The organism is Sphingobacterium sp. UBA7253, from assembly GCF_002472745.1.
GTDB classification, from domain to species: domain Bacteria; phylum Bacteroidota; class Bacteroidia; order Sphingobacteriales; family Sphingobacteriaceae; genus Sphingobacterium; species Sphingobacterium siyangense.
Genome location: NZ_DKSP01000227.1, coordinates 1 through 15956, shown reverse-complemented (window position 1 = coordinate 15956; position 15956 = coordinate 1). Strand labels below are relative to the sequence as shown.

Sequence of the window (15956 nt, the reverse complement as noted above, 5' to 3'; positions counted from 1 at the left end):
TTCAGGGCTCTTTTGTTTATGGTGGATCGATTGATTGATTAAACGGAGAAGCTTTCGCCACACGCACAGGTCCGGCTCGCATTCGGGTTGTGGAATTCAAAACCCTTTCCGTTCAAACCATCGGAATAATCCAATTCTGTACCTGCTAGATATAAAAATGATTTTATATCCAAACAGACTTTCACGCCTTTATCTTCGAAAAATTGATCACCTTTTTTTTCTTCGTTATCGAAGTTCAGCTTATAACTCAAGCCCGAACAACCGCCACTTTCCACAGCAACACGCACAAAGTAATTGCTGTCATATTGCTCATCCTTCATGATTTCCTCGATACGAGTTTTTGCTTTGTCAGTAACTGTAATCATAGTAATATCCTTTGTATGACACAAAGATACATACAATCTTGTTATATTTCGTCTCCTATAAAGTTTTTAGAATGTCATAAATTAATCGATCAGGCCAGCTTTGAAAAGTTGCCAGATAGGGGATTGATCGCGGATTTTGTGAACCGCTGCTGTGATCAATTGGGCACATTGAATAATTTCCTCTTGAGTCGTAAATATGCTTAAGCTAAAGCGAATGGCCGATAATGCATCTTCTTTGGAGATACCCATAGCCATTAAAACATGGGAAGGTTCTCTGGATCCGGTCACACAGGCCGAGCCCGAGGAAAGGGCTAATGTGGGACAGGTAGTCATTATTTCGCTGGCCAGGATATGTTTAAAACTAATGTAACTGGTGTTTGGTAGGCGGGGTGCATTTTTTCCATGAATGATGATTTCAGGAATCTCACTTAAAATTTCTTCCAATAGATTGCGGTTTCGTTCGACCGAATTATAAACTGCTGGTTTAATCAGAGACATGGCTTTTCCAAAGCCGACGATAGCTGGCACGTTGTATGTTCCGCCTCTAAATCCGCTTTCCTGACCACCCCCCACAATTAATGGGGTAATCTGAATCGGTTTTGATTTTCGACGAATGTATAATGCGCCGATTCCCTTTGGGCCATGAAGTTTATGTGCACTCAGACATAAGAGGTCGATAGGGATTTTTTGTAGATCAATGTTGATTTTTCCAACAGCCTGGGTTGCATCACAGAAGAACAAGATATCTTTCTCTGTACAAATCGTAGCAATCTGTGCTAGCGACGTACATACCCCCGTCTCGTTATTTGCGGCCATGATGCAAACAAGTATGGTCTGGGCGCTCATCGCATTTTTCAAATCGTCTATATTGATCATTCCTTGTGCATCGACAGGGAGATAGGTGATCTGAGCTCCTTTTTTCGTCAATTGTTCACAGCAGCTTAGGACGGCCTTGTGTTCTGTTGAAACGGTGACAATATGATTCCCCTTGGATTGATATTTGTCAAATATGCCACAGATTACGGTATTAATACTTTCTGTTGCACCTGAATTGAAAAATAGTTCTTTCGGTGAGCAATTCAGCACTTCAGCTATTTGTCCTCTAGCAAGTTGGATGGCAGCATTGGCTTCGCGTCCCATTTGGTGATAGACACTCGATGCGTTCGCATAATTTTGGATGAAATAGGGAGTCATGGTATTCCATACTTCATCCAAAATTCGAGTTGTTGCGTTGTTGTCCAAATAAATGATATCCTTCATCAGGATAAAGATAAGGATAATGAAGGTTATGCTGAAGCCTTCACATCAACTTCCTTTTTTTTGACATTCGGATCATATCTTAAGCCTGGTGTTAACCAATACATCAGTATGATACGGGAATAGCGGTAGTTGAATGGCGACATTAAAACAACGCTCATGATCGCAACTGTTGCATAGAGTATAAAAGAAGAATCATTGCCTGTCAGGATATAGGTTGCCATACAGGCAGCAACCATTTCGGCGATGGAGAACGCATAGGTAACATACATGGCACCATAAAAATAACCTGGCTCACGTTCGTAACGAAGTCCACAGTATTCGCAATGGCTATTCATTTTTTGTACTTTCAGACCATATGCAGGCCCTTGGTATACATGGCCGATTCTGCATCTTGGACATTTTGCTTGCCATGCGGCTTTAAATTCAGATAATTCGTATTTAACCTCTTCCATAGTTATAGTTGTTTTCTGAACTCTTCTGGTGTGAGCCCAGCGGATTTTTTGAAAAATTTAGTAAAGTATGAGTTGTCATTGAATTGCAGCTCATCTGCAATCTCATTGATATTTAAGTTTCGATTGACCAATAGTCGCTTCGCTTCGAGTACAATCCGGTTTCGTATAATTTCACCTGCTGATTGTCCGATGTAGGATTTGCAGATCGCATTCAGATGATTGGGTGTAATAAATAATTGATCTGCGTACACACTGGGCAATTTGGTAGACTTGAATTGCTGTTCAACCAATTGCTGAAAACTATTGAATATTTTGTGATTATATGGCGTACTGTGCTCTTGATGATCCTTTTCTGTAGAAATTGAGATAAACAATATAAATTGGAGCAGAAGTGTACGGATATAGTCTTCCGGCTGTCCTGCCGCTTTTGCGGTAGAAATTTGTTCAAGAATGTGAATAGACTGCTTGCGAAATTGTTCAGCAATAACAAAAATCAACTGCTCAATTTTACCCTGTAAGAAGCTGAAGCGTTCCAGGTAATCGGTTCGTAAGAGAAAAGACTGAAAGTAATCAATGGAAAAATTGACAACATAGCCCTCTTCATCACCCGTAAAATTCCACGTATGAACTTGACCCGGTACCATAAAATAGATTTGATAAGGTTCAATGTTGTAATGATTGAAATCGATAATGTGTTCTCCTGATCCCTTAGTGAATAGTACAAAATGAAAAAAATTATGTTTGTGAGGAAACACCATATCCTGATGCTTGATGATATATTCTTTTAGATCATCAATATGAATCGTTGTTTTGTTATTGAGATCAATGCTACAACTATCAATAATAGGAATGGTGTTTTTTCTATTCATATAGCAAAATTACGCCAAATATTCTTTTAATAGTGGTGTTTATTTGGTCTTTTGTGGTGTTTTTCAATGATTTTTACATTTTGATGCTTTGGCTGATATGTTGGAACAATCCTTGTGTCTAAAATTTTAAAATATATTAATAAATGGAAAGTAATTTGAATAGCCTAGAAACGAGATTTGGGCGTTTGACAGACATTGTCATTGAGTCTATTCCGGGGATTATTGGGGGGATTATCCTATTGATTCTTGGGAAATATGTGATCAATTTTGTGGATCGCTTATTACATAAACGTTTTGAAAAGAAGAATGTAGATCCTTCCATTCGGGCTTTTATCTCTAGCATCGTCAAGATTGTCATGTGGGTGATGCTGCTTCTTACTGTAGCCAGCCAGATTGGGATTCAGACAACCTCGTTTATCGCAGCATTGTCTGCTTTTGGATTGGCTGTTGGTATGGCGCTGCAGGGAAGTTTGAGTAATTTTGCTGGTGGAGTGCTGATTTTGATGTTTAGACCATTTGAAGTAGGGGATTCCATATCGAGTGCAAATGGTACTGCAGGTACGGTAGAAAGGATTGATATCTTGTATTCCACTTTAATAGGTGATGACGGTGTACGTGTTTTTAGCCCGAATGGTCCTTTGGCCAACTCGGTTATCAAAAATTATACGAAAATTGTGCAACGGATGTTTGAATATACCATCAGTATCTCTTATGATAAAAATGTGAAAGAAGCGAAAGATATCATATTAAGGGTTCTCCGTTCGAATGAGAATGTGTTGACAAGTCCGGAGCCAACTGTTTTCATCAAAGAATTGGGGGACAGTGCCATGGTTTTGACCGTTCGTGCCTGGACGAAGAGAGAGCACTATGTCGCTGCGCGAAACTCGATGCAGGAAAAGATTATGTTGGAGCTGGAAAGGAACGATATTAGTTTATCTTCCAATCCGACGCAGATTAGCATTGTTTCAAATTCAAGTGACCAAGGAACTGCAAAAACTTAGTCCTGGTCCGTTTCCAATGCATGTATAAGGACAAAGTACCTGTAGGCAATGATAGCCTGCTGGTACTTTTTTAATTTTAACGGATCCATCTTACCGTATTTTGGTAAGATGGCTTTATTTAAGCTATTTAAAAGCTGAAAAAACCTTCGTTTCATTGATATACTTCTTTATTGATAATTTGTGGCATTTTTTCGCCTTTGATTGCTGCCAGTAAGTTGCTGGCGGCCATAAGTGCCATATTATTCCTTGTTTCTACGGTGGCAGAGCCGATGTGTGGCAGGATACAAACATTTTCCATCGTTAAAAGTGGGTTTTTTGGATCCATCGGCTCCGGGTCTGTTACATCAAGCCCGGCGCCCCATAATTGGCCAGTCTGCAGGGCTTCTATTAGATCCAATTCATTGACCAATCCGCCCCTAGCAGTATTAACCAATATAGCGGAGTTTTTCATGCGCGTAAATGTATTTTTGTCAAACCTGTTTTTAGTCTCCGCAGTCAAAGCTGCATGGATTGAAAGTACATCGCTTCGCGTGAGCAGATCGTCGAAATTAACATATCGTGCACCAAGAATTTGTTCTGCTTCCTCATTACGGCTCCGATTGTAATAGATAATTTCCATGTTATACGCTGCTTTGGCTTTTCTGGCGAATTCAAAACCAATTCGCCCCAGTCCATAGATGCCCAATGTTTTGTTGTTGAGCTCGATGCCTAGGTTTGCCGTGGGATCAAAACCTTTCCATTCGCCCTGCAAAATTCTTTTGTGGTTGAAAAATGCTTTTCGCGATACCGATAACATCAAGAGGAAAGCAACGTCTGCTGTTGCTCCCGAAAGGATGCCCGGTGTATTGCTTACGGGTATTCCATGCTGTGTAGCGGCTGAGATATCCACATTGTCATAGCCGACGCTCATGAGAGATAGGGCTTTTAGGTTGGGGCAGTTTTGGAAAAAATTAGCATCAAACTTTTGCATCCCACCGTTAAGGACGTAATCGGCCTGTTGGCTGGCTTTGATAAGCTCTAGTTCGGATAGGGGGGTGCTTGAATCGTGTATAGAAATGTCGTGTCCAGCAGATTTTAATAGATCTATGCCTTTTTGTGGAATTTTTTTAGTGATAAATATCTTCATGTAAATAGATGCTGTTTAGCTTGTTGTTGGTTGATTCCTCCGAATCCATTTGTTTTTATCCTATCTTCAAAATTAATGATCACTCATCGCTATTACAACAAAAAAAGCCATATTGTTGTTTCAATATGGCTCATTATTCCTTGTTTTTTGAACTTTACTTTTTACGGAGTAAATAATCCAAGATAGCTTTACCTTTGTCATCGGCAGAGATGGCTGAATTGGACAAGATGACTACGCCACTTTTTTTGTCGGGCGATAAGGCTAGATAGGAGCTGCTTCCTGCAGTTCCGCCATTGTGCCAATAAACCGTTAGGTCGTCAATCAAATTCATATGCCATGCGAGTCCAAGATCTGTGTCTGGGGGGAGAAAAAATGTAAATAACCGGGTATTTGCCATCGCATTTTCCAAGGGAGTCTGCGGCATTTTGAATTGCGCATTCGCAAATTTAAGCAGATCCTCGAGTGTCGATTTTAATCCGCCAGCTGGACCGAAAGCGTCAAATGACCAAGGAATCACTTCCTGGCCTTCTTTATTATATACTTTAAAAGTATCTTTTCTCTTAGGGTCTAATACTTGAAAGGTATTACTCATTTCAAGTGGTTTACAGATGATGTCTTTTACAAGCTGATCATAACTTTTTTTATAGATACTGCATATAATGTCTCCTAATACAGCGTAACCAAGGTTGCTGTACTCGTATTCTTCACCTGGATTTTTTTTGTTTTTAAAGCTTGCGAGGTAATTATAAAGTGCTTTTTTGTCGTATGTTTTGTAGGGGTCGTTTTCGTTAAATCCTTTGACTTTGTCAAGATTGTCAGGAAGTCTAGGTAAGCCAGAAGTATGATTGGCCAGCATTTGAAACGTTATTTTTGAAAGTTCTCCATTTTTCTTGAGTGTATCAGGGAGAAATAGCGCGATAGGCTGATCTAACGTTATCGTTCCTTCTTCGACAAGATTTGACAAAAGTATAGCAGTAAAAACTTTGCTCAGTGAACCGATCTCATAAACAGACGTTTTTGTAGGCGGAGTTTGGTTGCCTTTGGCCGTCTCACCATAGAAATAGGTTTTGGTTTGTCCATTTTTTAGAATGCCAATGGCAAGTGATTGCGTATTTTGTTGTTTTAAATAAGCATTTGCAACCGAATCGACAAAAAGATCGTCGTTATCGACTGATTTCTGTGTGGCAGGTACCACAATAGTTTTTTCCACTTGAGGCTTTATTGCCAAAGGAGTGAACTTTAATGTGTTGAATTTTAAGCTTGTGTCCGTCGCAAAAAGAACCTCATACGATCTGCTGTCGAAGTCCATCTGATAAGTTGCAAGCCCTTTTTCAAATTCTTTTATCGTTGAGCTTTTTACTCTTCCTAAGGGATAGAGCTCCTGTAGTACTTGGGTGAATTTGGCTAGGCTAAATTGTTGTTTGAAAGAATCACTGGCCAAATTATAGGCGGAGTCTGTCATCTGGGAATTGATAAAAAATTCCAGCCTATTGTAAACTCCTCTGTTGATCTGTTCCTCAGGATTCGTTTGGGCAAAGGAGTAAGATGTGATGCCCAGCAATACTATTGTAATAAAATGTTTCATAACTATTGATGGGCACAAATCTACGGAATGTTTAAATTCCAATCAATTGTTTTAATCGTGCATAGCCTGATTTACTGATATTGAGCTTTTCGCCCGATGTCAGTGCAGCAATATAAGAATCCTTTTCATAAGGTTCCAATTTGGCCAACTGATCTACCTTAATGATAAAAGACCGGTGTATGCGGACAAATTGATTCGGATCCAAAGACTTTTCAAAAAATGCCATTGTTTTATTTTTTAGGTACATGCCATCTTTGGTATGAATTTTAACATAGTCATCGTAAGACTCCAGATATTTGACTGTATCAATCGGAATAATCTTAATCTGCGTACCTGTTTTTACAACGATACGGTCGATTTTTGTTTCGTCTTGTGCTGTTAGTACTTCGTAGTTGGGTTGGACTTTTTTCTCTGGTGCGGAGTAGCTTGCCCTGAATTTTTCCAAAGCTTTTTTGAAACGTGTTGGTGATACTGGTTTTAATAGGTAATCCAAGGCGTTCTTTTCGAAAGCTTTCAAGGCGTATTCGTCAAAAGCGGTCGTAAAGATGACTGCAGGAGGATCGTCAACGAGTTCAAGCATTTCAAATCCGGTCAATTTGGGCATTTGTACGTCCAGAAAAATTAAATCCGGTTCGTGCGCATGGATAGCCTTAACAGCTTCAAAGCCATCACCGCATTCTGCCATGATGGATATATCGGGTTCATTTTTTAGGTAACCCGCAATAATGGAGCGTGCAAGGGGTTCATCATCGATAATAACGACTTTAATCATATTGAGGTATTTTTAGGGTGCTGATAAATATATTGTCCTGAATTTGAGTTTCCAGTAGATCATTTCTTCCATACAGGAGATATAATCGGCGCTGAATGCTCGAAAGCCCAAATCCAGTGCCTTTTTTCGGTTTTGACTGTTCTTCGGTGTCGAAGGGGTTGGTAATCTGAATCAGCAGCTGACCATCATTCGAATGGCATTTTATTTTAATTTCTACTTGATCCGTTACATTATATAAGCCGTGTTTAATTGCATTTTCTACCAGTGGCTGAATAATCATGGCAGGTAATCTATTGTTGAAAATTTCTTCTGAGGAAGAGATGGATGTATTTAGTCGATGACCGAAGCGAACTTTTTCAATATCGAGATAAAGTTGAAGGTGATCGAGCTCTTCTTCAAGTGTGATAATTTGATTGTTTTCTTTTCTTAATGTTCCTCTTAAAAAGTCCGATAACTGAAATGTCATGTTTCGGGCTTCATCCGGATTGGCACCAATAAGTGCTATAATGGAGTTGAGGCTATTGAATAGGAAATGCGGCTGTAACTGTTGTCTTAGATTATACAGTTCGGCCTCCCGAAGTAAATTTTCGGATTCCTGTTTCCGCTTGATATTGTTGATGTTGTCTTCCTGAATATTCCAAACGATGTTGATAATGGCAACAGAAGTCAAAATGAGGAAATTAACGATACCCCGATAGGGTAATGTTAAATCCAGCAAAGGGGTAAAGGTCGATTGGATAAAGTAACTCATCAAGAATCGGCTTAATGCGATGCTTATTGCGCCCATGATTAAACCGATGATGAGTACCTTCCAAATCTCCCGGGGTTGTGGGGTGTAGAAATTAAGTGCTGATGACATGCCATAACAGCAAAACATCATCACAATGCTGTTTATAAATGAATCTTTGAATGCGAGTTGTTGGTCAAAACCAGAACGAAGCATCAATAGGTATTGTAATGCAAGATATCCGATAAATACGGATATACAGATAATGCCAATTAATCGACTTTTAACACTGAGGAACAGCTTACTTTTCATCTATTAAGCATTTTTTATGGTTAAATTACCTAAAATACAGGTGCCTGTTATATAGATTTTTTTATCTGTATCGGGGTTATAAATCGTTTGGAACCGGCGGTCATCGACAGAGCCCAAGATTGAGGCGACGTTGCTAAATACCGTCCAATGCGGAGGTATAATAATACGTGCGCTGCCGAACAATTGGAATGTATCGATCACAATAGGCTGCTGAATATCAGCTTTTGTTAGATCCAGCTCTACACTTCCAAATACATTGGTCATATTGCCCCCTCTAAAATGTTTGGAATAGATTACTTTCTTTTGGCCTGCAAAGATGGTATTCAGATTGAGGTTGTCCTCAAATGACTGGTGAAAGGAATCTTTATCTTTGTCGCCAAAAGCCTGCTGATTAGGCAAGGCTTGTTGGCTTGAACCGTATTGTTCGTTAAATGGTCTGGATTCCTGGTCAGTAACACCGCTGTCAGTAACACCTTCCGTAGGTACGTTGACTCGCTTATCCCAGTCGTAAGAGCCTTGCGGCGGATTAGGGTAAGTTGGGGGAACCATCGGAGGTTTCCTTTTGCTCATGATAAAGTAAATCCCGAGAGAAATGATGATGATCGGGACGGTTACGGAGCCAAAGTCTGTGCGCATCATTCTTGAAATAAGGCTTGCTCCGCCTATGATCAATAGGATAATGGCCGATTTTTTCTGAAATTGGGAATTTATACCAATGACCAATCCAATGATGATTAATATCGTTTGCCAGCCAAATAACCAATCCGGAAACCAGCTTCCTAAATTTAGGTTATTCAATAATAAGAATATACCTACGATGATCACAATCGCTCCTACAATATTGCGGCTATTATTGCTGTTTGGTATGATGGGTTCTTTTTCCATAATGTTTTTACTATTTATGACTCAAAGATAGAGGCACAAATATATTCTACATATTTGCTTTAGGTAATACAACTTATATTTTCGGTAAATGTAATGATTTCGTCGGTAAAAAATCTTGTTGTTTATTTTTTATCTCGGCTATAAATAGAAGTGAACTGCCATTTTTACGCGTAATTGTCTTTTTTTTTAATATTATTTGGTGTATTAAAATGAATTATTATATATTTATCAAAGATTAAGATTACTTTAAACTTAAATAACAACCAATGGGAGATTTTGAAAACAAAGAACGTGAAGAAGTTTTTTCAAAAAAGGTGAGAGCAGGTAAGCGTACTTATTTTTTTGATGTAAAAGCAACTCGATCGAACGATTACTACATTACTATCACAGAAAGCAAGAAGCGCTTTGAGGATGGCCAGTTTATTAAGCATAAGATTTTCTTATATAAAGAAGATTTTGAGAAATTCGCTGATGGTTTGACGGATGTGGTTAATTACATCAAGTCCAATCAGGAAGTAATCGAGAAACGTTATGAGCCTAACTTTGACGATGCATACGCTGAGGAAGCGGATGTTCGGTCAAAAGATGATTTTTCGTTCTAATATCCGTAGAACGAGATCTTAATGAAAAAAAGAAATAAAAGCCACTGTTGTGGCTTTTTTTATTGTTTTATATCCGATGCTGCACTTGACGACCAAGGCGATGGTTATAACGGTATATTTCGCAGGAAATCATTTAGCACCGCATTGAATTTTTCGGGTTCCTCGAGATTCGGCAGGTGCCCGGATTCTTCAAACTCCATATAGCGGACGTCGGGTATATTTTCGATCAGGATATTTGTTTGCTCTTCGCTCATCAACTTGTCGTGTTTACCTTTTATGATCAGTGTTGGAATAATAATTGTCTTCAACGAATGGGTTGTATCTGTTCGCGAAGCAAGAGCGAGTTGTGTCGCGCAAATGCTGGCGACTTCATTTCTGCGAATACAGCTTTTGATGAGTTCAACAGCTTCGGGGTTTTCATGGATTGTTTTATCGTGAAACACATTTGCGATAAAGCCAATGGCAAATGGTCTTCTACCATATTTTAATAAAGCCTGAATGGAATCAAAACGCTTTTGTTTGCCTTTGTTGTCGTCGGAAAGGGAATTCGTGTCGCAGAGGATAAGTCCTTTGAGCTGTTGTCCGATCAGTTCATACGTCCTGAGGGCGATGTAGCCACCCATAGAGATTCCACAAAGGATGACATGATTGAGGTCGAGTTTACGAATAAACTCCACAAGATCTTTGGCAAAAACATCGACGGAGAAAAAGCCATGTCCATTGGTACTTAGGCCATGTCCTCGAACATCAATGGCGATGCCTGTAAAATCTTCGTCGAGTTGTAGGAGTTGTTGTTTCCAGGTGTTTTTGTTGAAGGGAAAACCATGGATGAAAATGACTGTTTTCGGAGAGGGGGATAATTTGCTTGGGCGAATATAGTAGGAGATGCTGATATCTCCGATGCGAATTTTACTGAGTTTTAATTCTCTTTTGCTCATGAATGCTAACATTTGTCCGTGTCTGAAAAAAAAAGTTGATATTTTAAATATAATATTATCAACGAGATAAAAGAAATGTTGTTGTATAAAGTTTAAAAAAGAGAAAAAATGTTTGTTAAATCGATAAATATAACGATATTTGCATCACCAAAACGGAAAAGGATAACGGATTTGTTTTGGTAGCCTAGCGCTCCTAGCTCAATTGGATAGAGCATCTGACTACGAATCAGAAGGTTAGGGGTTCGACTCCCTTGGTGCGCACAAATACAGTTTTTGTATTGTTAAAAGAGGCATTCCTAGCTCAATTGGATAGAGCGTCTGACTACGGATCAGAAGGTTAGGGGTTCGACTCCCTTGGAGTGCACAGATAAAAGCCAGTCAATTTGATTGGCTTTTTGTTTTTAGAAGAATTATTGCAAGGCAGTCGATGGAAGGAGGGAACTTCTTTTTGAAAAAAAATTTGTAAAAAAACGAATTCTGACTATATTTGCGTCACCAAAACACATGGGACAGAGTTCTAAACGTAATGGTTTATTGCGCTCCTAGCTCAATTGGATAGAGCATCTGACTACGGATCAGAAGGTTAGGGGTTCGACTCCCTTGGAGCGCACAACTGAAAAGCCTAGTCATCATCTGTGATTAGGCTTTTATTTTTTAACTCGTTTTAATTTCTTAAATAAAACTATGCTAAACCTTGTAATATTTGGCCCTCCGGGTGCAGGTAAGGGAACCCAATCTGCAAAGCTTATTGAAAAATATCAATTGGTTCATGTTTCAACTGGTGATATTTTTAGAGCACATATTAAAGGTCAAACGCCACTTGGTCAACAAGTGAGCCAGATTATTGCTGAGGGAAATTTAGTGCCAGATTCGATTACGATAGCAATGCTGGAAGAGGAAGTAAAGAAAAATCCGGATGCAAAAGGATTTATTTTTGATGGATTTCCTCGTACTGTTGCGCAAGCTGAGGCGTTGGATGCTTTTTTAGAAGGTATCAATACGTCAATCTCAGTAGTAATCGCACTGGATGTGAATGAGGATGAATTGAAAGCGCGCATCGCTAAACGTAAGGAAATTTCTGGTCGTGCGGATGATGATGCTGATAAATTGGTGAAGCGTATTGATGAATATTTCACAAAGACGATTCATGTGTTGCCGTATTATGAGGCACAAGGTAAACTTTCTAAAGTGAATGGTATCGGTGATATCGATTCTATCTTTAAAAGTTTAACAGATATCATCGATAATTATTAATTAAGATAAGTACTTTTTAGACTGTAATAAATTGTAATGGCGCAAGGTTCGAATTTTGTTGATTATGTGAAAGTGTGTTGTCGTTCTGGACATGGTGGGGCAGGTTCGGCTCATTTGCACCGTGACAAGCACACAGCTACCGGTGGACCCGATGGTGGTGACGGCGGTCGTGGAGGGCATATTATACTGAAAGGAACGACTAATCTCTGGACGTTACTCCATTTAAAATATCGTAAGCATATTATTGCGTCAAACGGTGAGTCTGGCGGCAGTTCTTTGCGTACTGGGGCAACTGGACGTGATGAGATCTTGGAAGTGCCATTGGGTACGATTGCGAAGGATGCAGAGACGGGAGAGGTATTGTTCGATATCACAGAAGACGGTGAAACCAGAATATTGGTTCCGGGAGGAAAAGGCGGGCTGGGCAACTGGCATTTTAAGTCGCCAACGCAGCAGACACCGCGGTTTTCGCAACCTGGTCTTCCAGGTAAAGAGCAGTGGATGATTCTCGAATTGAAGGTTCTTGCTGATGTTGGACTGGTTGGATTCCCGAATGCTGGTAAATCAACGTTGTTGTCAGTCGTCTCGGCTGCGAAACCAGAAATCGCAAATTATCCCTTTACAACACTGGTACCTAATTTGGGTATGGTGAGCTACCGGGATAACCGTTCCTTTGTTATGGCCGATATTCCGGGTATTATCGAAGGCGCTTCAGAAGGAAAGGGATTAGGGTATCGTTTCTTGCGGCATATTGAACGAAATTCAGTTTTGCTGTTTATGGTGCCTGCCGATACCGATCGGACGATCCGTGAGGAGTACGCGATTCTATTGAATGAACTGACAGCGTATAATCCAGAATTGGCAGATAAACCCAAATTGCTGGCTATTACCAAGTCTGATATGCTCGATGAGGAGCTGGAGAAGGAAATGGAGCAGGAGTTACCGGAAGATGTACCCTATATTTTCATTTCTTCGGTGACAGGTAAAAATATATTGCCATTGAAAGATATGATCTGGAAAGCAATCAACTCTTAAAAGTTGAATACATAAACAGGAAAGGCGCTCCACACCGTGAAGCGCCTTTTCTGTTTCTATTAAATGCTATATGTTGCTAAAAAAAGAACATTTTATAAGTTTTTTTGTTAATTTCATACTATTATTTTATTCCTGATGGAAGGCTGGTTTTTAGCCCCATTACCAAATTAAATCTAAATGAAAACAGCAGACGAAAAGTATTGCGTAGAATGTGGCAAGTTGATCAATATCAAGGCCGAGGTTTGTCCCTATTGTGGCGTAAGACAGCCTATATTTTACGCCAACCAACCCTTTCAGCAACAAAATAACACGTTTCAGGATGACAGATGGCTGCCGGCATTGTTATTTTGCTTTTTTCTAGGCCCTTTTGGAGCACATCGGTTCTATTTGGGGCAAATTGGTACTGCCGTTATTCAGCTGCTTACCTTGGGCGGTTGTGGTATCTGGTATCTGATCGATTTGATTATGATTCTTGTCGGAAAATATAAGGATGCAGATGGCAATTACATTAAGAGTCCTATAAACAATAATTAATGATTTATATCCTGCTGAAATACCTTAAATATCATTGGATCTATTCGTTGGTATTGGGGTATTTCGGGATTGCTATAGGCTTATATCTTTTCACGGATATCCATATTCTTGTTCCTTGCCTTTGGAAGGCTGCAAGTGGCTATGATTGTCCGGGATGTGGTCTTACTACCGCTTTGATTGCCTTGTTGCGCTTGGAGTTTCGAGAAGCCTGGTTAGAGAATCCATTGATTTATATGCTTGTGCCGCTATTGACAGGTCTGATTTTGAGAGACTTTGCAACGTTTTGGAAGAAAGAATTAGTTGAAGAATAAAAAAATAAAAAATGTTTTCACTTTTAAGTGATATGTCGTAACTTTGTCTCCCGTGAAAATTAAAGTAGAGTCTTTATTGGTAGGTGCCTTAGGAAACGGTTTGTCAATCGTGATGATGCATTGTTAATAGATATTTAGCCCATTTGAGGGCTTTTTTTATATCCAATCAAGAACGCTTTAAAATTCATAAAAGTAAGGATACACATTTTATAATATTACATCGATAATGACCAACTACAGCAAATTGCCTGCAATTTTAGTTTTAGAAGATGGTACAGTTTATCACGGTAAAGCCGCTGGTAAAATTGGTACGACTACTGGGGAAATCTGTTTCAATACAGGAACAACTGGTTATCAAGAGATTTTCACAGATCCATCTTATTTTGGACAAATCATGGTAACCACCAATGCTCATATTGGTAACTATGGTATTGATGAGGATGATACCGAATCAAATCAAATTCAGATTGCGGGACTAGTTTGTAAGAACTACAACATCAACTATAGCCGTAAAATGGCTGATGAATCTATCCAAAGCTACTTTGAAGAGGGTAATTTAGTTGGTATTTCTGATGTGGATACCCGTTCATTGGTGCGACATATCCGTGATAAAGGTGCGATGAATGCGATTATTTCTTCAGAAACATTGGATGTTGAGGAATTAAAGCGTCAATTGGCTGAAGTTCCTTCAATGGATGGACTTGAGCTGTCTTCAAAAGTAACAACAGCTGAGCCTTATTTCTTCGGTAATGAAAATGCTTCGTTACGTGTAGCGGTTTTGGACTTGGGCATCAAGAAAAATATCTTGCGCAATTTTGAGGCTCGTGATGTATATACAAAGGTTTTTCCTGCGAAAACAACATTTGAGGAAATGGAGAAATGGAATCCGGATGGTTATTTCATTTCCAATGGTCCTGGCGATCCAGCACCGATGGATTATGCAATCGATACGGTAAAAGCCATTTTGAATGCAAATAAACCGATGTTTGGTATTTGTTTAGGTCACCAGATCTTAGCATTGGCAAATGGTATCCGCACAAGCAAATTGCATAACGGACACCGTGGTATCAATCACCCGGTGAAGAATATTATCGCCAACCGTTGTGAAATCACTTCGCAGAACCACGGTTTTGGGGTTGTGGCTGAAGATATCCAAAATTCTGAGAACGTCGAAATTACACACGTTAATTTGAACGATCAGTCTATTGAAGGTATCCGTATCAAAGGACAGAAAGCATTTTCGGTGCAATATCACCCAGAATCATCACCGGGCCCACATGACTCGCGCTATTTGTTTGATGATTTTGTAGCGATGATCAAAAACTAAATTGTACAATATTATATAAAAAACCCTTCAGATCTTGAAGGGTTTTTTATTGTATTTATTTGAACAGTTATGCCGATGGGGCATATTTTATTCATAATAAATAGGGGAATAAATACATTTTTTATTATATTTGATTGTGAAAAATGTCTGTAGACAAGAGTGTGTCTTATCTACACTAAGTAATGAAAATAAATTATAGTCTAATAAAGAGATGAGTTTAATTATCGATGTTCATGCGCGTCAAATTTTGGATTCGCGCGGTAACCCTACAATTGAGGTAGATGTTACTACACAAAATGGTTTTGTTGGTCGTGCAGCTGTTCCTTCAGGTGCTTCAACTGGTATTCACGAAGCAGTAGAATTGCGTGATGGTGACAAGTCAAAATATCTAGGAAAAGGTGTTTTGAAAGCTGTTGAGAATGTAAACACTACAATTGCAAAAGCACTAGAAGGTGTAGATGTTTTCGAGCAAAATGCCATCGATAAAATCATGATTGATTTAGACGGTAGCGAAAATAAAGGAAACCTGGGCGCTAATGCTATTTTAGGAGTTTCTTTAGCTGTAGCGAAAGCTGCTGCACAAGAGTCGCGTCAACCATTA

The 15956-nt window shown here is 39.3% G+C and carries 18 protein-coding genes, 3 tRNA genes and 1 pseudogene; 11 read left to right on the top strand and 11 right to left on the bottom strand.

The window, feature by feature from the left end; all coding sequences use genetic code 11:
* Positions 1-38 precede the first annotated feature (38 nt).
* The 4 genes from B2X72_RS24135 to B2X72_RS24120 all read right to left on the bottom strand — a co-directional run bounded on the left by B2X72_RS24135 (position 39) and on the right by B2X72_RS24120 (position 2946).
* On the bottom strand, positions 39-365 hold the full coding sequence (locus B2X72_RS24135; protein ID WP_046675441.1) for a HesB/IscA family protein: 327 nt from the start codon (positions 363-365) through the stop codon (positions 39-41).
* 81 nt (positions 366-446) lie between these two features.
* Positions 447-1625, bottom strand: coding sequence for a cysteine desulfurase family protein (locus B2X72_RS24130; protein ID WP_286851823.1), 1179 nt, complete (start codon positions 1623-1625; stop codon positions 447-449).
* A 26-nt stretch (positions 1626-1651) separates the two neighbouring features.
* Positions 1652-2077, bottom strand: coding sequence for a DUF983 domain-containing protein (locus B2X72_RS24125; protein WP_286851822.1), 426 nt, complete (start codon positions 2075-2077; stop codon positions 1652-1654).
* 2 nt (positions 2078-2079) lie between these two features.
* Positions 2080-2946 (bottom strand): helix-turn-helix domain-containing protein, encoded by an 867-nt coding sequence (locus tag B2X72_RS24120; protein WP_120332603.1) that lies wholly within the window; start codon positions 2944-2946, stop codon positions 2080-2082.
* 143 nt (positions 2947-3089) lie between these two features.
* Between B2X72_RS24120 and B2X72_RS24115 the strand changes: the two genes are divergently transcribed.
* Positions 3090-3947 (top strand): mechanosensitive ion channel family protein, encoded by an 858-nt coding sequence (locus B2X72_RS24115; protein WP_286851821.1) that lies wholly within the window; start codon positions 3090-3092, stop codon positions 3945-3947.
* On the opposite strand, the gene B2X72_RS24110 is transcribed toward B2X72_RS24115, so the two are convergent.
* The 6 genes from B2X72_RS24110 to B2X72_RS24085 form a co-directional block, all read right to left on the bottom strand.
* On the bottom strand, positions 3944-4102 hold the full coding sequence (locus B2X72_RS24110) for a hypothetical protein (RefSeq protein ID WP_167450500.1): 159 nt from the start codon (positions 4100-4102) through the stop codon (positions 3944-3946). The two genes, B2X72_RS24115 and B2X72_RS24110, sit on opposite strands and share 4 nt — an antisense overlap.
* Positions 4099-5073: a 2-hydroxyacid dehydrogenase gene (locus B2X72_RS24105; RefSeq protein ID WP_286851819.1), complete on the bottom strand. Its 975-nt coding sequence runs from the start codon at positions 5071-5073 to the stop codon at positions 4099-4101. The genes B2X72_RS24110 and B2X72_RS24105 overlap by 4 nt, the downstream gene beginning before the upstream one ends.
* A 154-nt stretch (positions 5074-5227) precedes the next feature.
* Positions 5228-6658, bottom strand: a complete 1431-nt coding sequence (locus B2X72_RS24100; RefSeq protein ID WP_205400904.1) for a serine hydrolase domain-containing protein — start codon at positions 6656-6658, stop codon at positions 5228-5230.
* Between the two features lie 31 nt (positions 6659-6689).
* Positions 6690-7430, bottom strand: coding sequence for a LytR/AlgR family response regulator transcription factor (locus B2X72_RS24095; protein ID WP_120332607.1), 741 nt, complete (start codon positions 7428-7430; stop codon positions 6690-6692).
* Positions 7423-8469 carry a sensor histidine kinase gene (locus tag B2X72_RS24090; protein WP_120332608.1) on the bottom strand — a complete coding sequence of 349 codons (1047 nt, stop codon included), beginning with the start codon at positions 8467-8469 and terminating at the stop codon, positions 7423-7425. Before B2X72_RS24090 ends, B2X72_RS24095 begins: the two co-directional genes overlap by 8 nt.
* A gap of 3 nt (positions 8470-8472) precedes the next feature.
* On the bottom strand, positions 8473-9354 hold the full coding sequence (locus B2X72_RS24085) for a LiaF transmembrane domain-containing protein (protein WP_120332609.1): 882 nt from the start codon (positions 9352-9354) through the stop codon (positions 8473-8475).
* Between the two features lie 266 nt (positions 9355-9620).
* Here B2X72_RS24085 and B2X72_RS24080 point away from each other — a divergent pair, with 266 nt between their 5' ends.
* Positions 9621-9956 carry a DUF3276 family protein gene (locus B2X72_RS24080; RefSeq protein ID WP_075993406.1) on the top strand — a complete coding sequence of 112 codons (336 nt, stop codon included), beginning with the start codon at positions 9621-9623 and terminating at the stop codon, positions 9954-9956.
* A 104-nt stretch (positions 9957-10060) separates the two neighbouring features.
* Here B2X72_RS24080 and B2X72_RS24075 read toward each other — a convergent pair whose 3' ends face one another.
* Positions 10061-10894 carry an alpha/beta fold hydrolase gene (locus B2X72_RS24075; RefSeq protein WP_115050667.1) on the bottom strand — a complete coding sequence of 278 codons (834 nt, stop codon included), beginning with the start codon at positions 10892-10894 and terminating at the stop codon, positions 10061-10063.
* Between the two features lie 187 nt (positions 10895-11081).
* Here B2X72_RS24075 and B2X72_RS24070 point away from each other — a divergent pair.
* From B2X72_RS24070 to eno, 9 genes and pseudogenes are all read left to right on the top strand, one after another.
* Positions 11082-11155, top strand: a tRNA-Arg gene (locus B2X72_RS24070).
* 29 nt (positions 11156-11184) lie between these two features.
* A tRNA-Arg gene (locus tag B2X72_RS24065) sits at positions 11185-11258 on the top strand.
* A 172-nt stretch (positions 11259-11430) separates the two neighbouring features.
* A tRNA-Arg gene (locus tag B2X72_RS24060) sits at positions 11431-11504 on the top strand.
* A gap of 74 nt (positions 11505-11578) precedes the next feature.
* On the top strand, positions 11579-12148 hold the full coding sequence (locus B2X72_RS24055) for an adenylate kinase (RefSeq protein ID WP_046675448.1): 570 nt from the start codon (positions 11579-11581) through the stop codon (positions 12146-12148).
* Between the two features lie 36 nt (positions 12149-12184).
* Positions 12185-13183: a GTPase ObgE gene (gene obgE, locus B2X72_RS24050; protein WP_046675449.1), complete on the top strand. Its 999-nt coding sequence runs from the start codon at positions 12185-12187 to the stop codon at positions 13181-13183.
* A 177-nt stretch (positions 13184-13360) separates the two neighbouring features.
* Positions 13361-13717, top strand: a complete 357-nt coding sequence (locus B2X72_RS24045) for an NINE protein (protein ID WP_075993404.1) — start codon at positions 13361-13363, stop codon at positions 13715-13717.
* Positions 13717-14028: a DUF2752 domain-containing protein gene (locus B2X72_RS24040; protein WP_145328656.1), complete on the top strand. Its 312-nt coding sequence runs from the start codon at positions 13717-13719 to the stop codon at positions 14026-14028. Before B2X72_RS24045 ends, B2X72_RS24040 begins: the two co-directional genes overlap by 1 nt.
* A 226-nt stretch (positions 14029-14254) precedes the next feature.
* A complete protein-coding gene (carA, locus tag B2X72_RS24035; RefSeq protein WP_075993402.1) occupies positions 14255-15355 on the top strand; it encodes a glutamine-hydrolyzing carbamoyl-phosphate synthase small subunit in 1101 nt (366 codons plus the stop codon).
* A gap of 211 nt (positions 15356-15566) precedes the next feature.
* Positions 15567-15956: pseudogene (gene eno, locus B2X72_RS24030) on the top strand (phosphopyruvate hydratase); the annotation flags it as partial.

Coding starts and splice junctions, on each gene's coding strand:
- B2X72_RS24085 (WP_120332609.1), bottom strand. CDS start 9,354: ATGGAAAAAGAACCCATCATACCAAACAGCAATAATAGCCGCAATATT.
- obgE (WP_046675449.1), top strand. CDS start 12,185: ATGGCGCAAGGTTCGAATTTTGTTGATTATGTGAAAGTGTGTTGTCGT.
- B2X72_RS24120 (WP_120332603.1), bottom strand. CDS start 2,946: ATGAATAGAAAAAACACCATTCCTATTATTGATAGTTGTAGCATTGAT.
- B2X72_RS24040 (WP_145328656.1), top strand. CDS start 13,717: ATGATTTATATCCTGCTGAAATACCTTAAATATCATTGGATCTATTCG.
- B2X72_RS24110 (WP_167450500.1), bottom strand. CDS start 4,102: ATGAAACGAAGGTTTTTTCAGCTTTTAAATAGCTTAAATAAAGCCATC.
- B2X72_RS24095 (WP_120332607.1), bottom strand. CDS start 7,430: ATGATTAAAGTCGTTATTATCGATGATGAACCCCTTGCACGCTCCATT.
- B2X72_RS24115 (WP_286851821.1), top strand. CDS start 3,090: ATGGAAAGTAATTTGAATAGCCTAGAAACGAGATTTGGGCGTTTGACA.
- B2X72_RS24135 (WP_046675441.1), bottom strand. CDS start 365: ATGATTACAGTTACTGACAAAGCAAAAACTCGTATCGAGGAAATCATG.
- B2X72_RS24130 (WP_286851823.1), bottom strand. CDS start 1,625: ATGAAGGATATCATTTATTTGGACAACAACGCAACAACTCGAATTTTG.
- B2X72_RS24055 (WP_046675448.1), top strand. CDS start 11,579: ATGCTAAACCTTGTAATATTTGGCCCTCCGGGTGCAGGTAAGGGAACC.
- B2X72_RS24075 (WP_115050667.1), bottom strand. CDS start 10,894: ATGAGCAAAAGAGAATTAAAACTCAGTAAAATTCGCATCGGAGATATC.
- B2X72_RS24105 (WP_286851819.1), bottom strand. CDS start 5,073: ATGAAGATATTTATCACTAAAAAAATTCCACAAAAAGGCATAGATCTA.
- carA (WP_075993402.1), top strand. CDS start 14,255: ATGACCAACTACAGCAAATTGCCTGCAATTTTAGTTTTAGAAGATGGT.
- B2X72_RS24125 (WP_286851822.1), bottom strand. CDS start 2,077: ATGGAAGAGGTTAAATACGAATTATCTGAATTTAAAGCCGCATGGCAA.
- B2X72_RS24045 (WP_075993404.1), top strand. CDS start 13,361: ATGAAAACAGCAGACGAAAAGTATTGCGTAGAATGTGGCAAGTTGATC.
- B2X72_RS24080 (WP_075993406.1), top strand. CDS start 9,621: ATGGGAGATTTTGAAAACAAAGAACGTGAAGAAGTTTTTTCAAAAAAG.
- B2X72_RS24090 (WP_120332608.1), bottom strand. CDS start 8,469: ATGAAAAGTAAGCTGTTCCTCAGTGTTAAAAGTCGATTAATTGGCATT.
- B2X72_RS24100 (WP_205400904.1), bottom strand. CDS start 6,658: ATGAAACATTTTATTACAATAGTATTGCTGGGCATCACATCTTACTCC.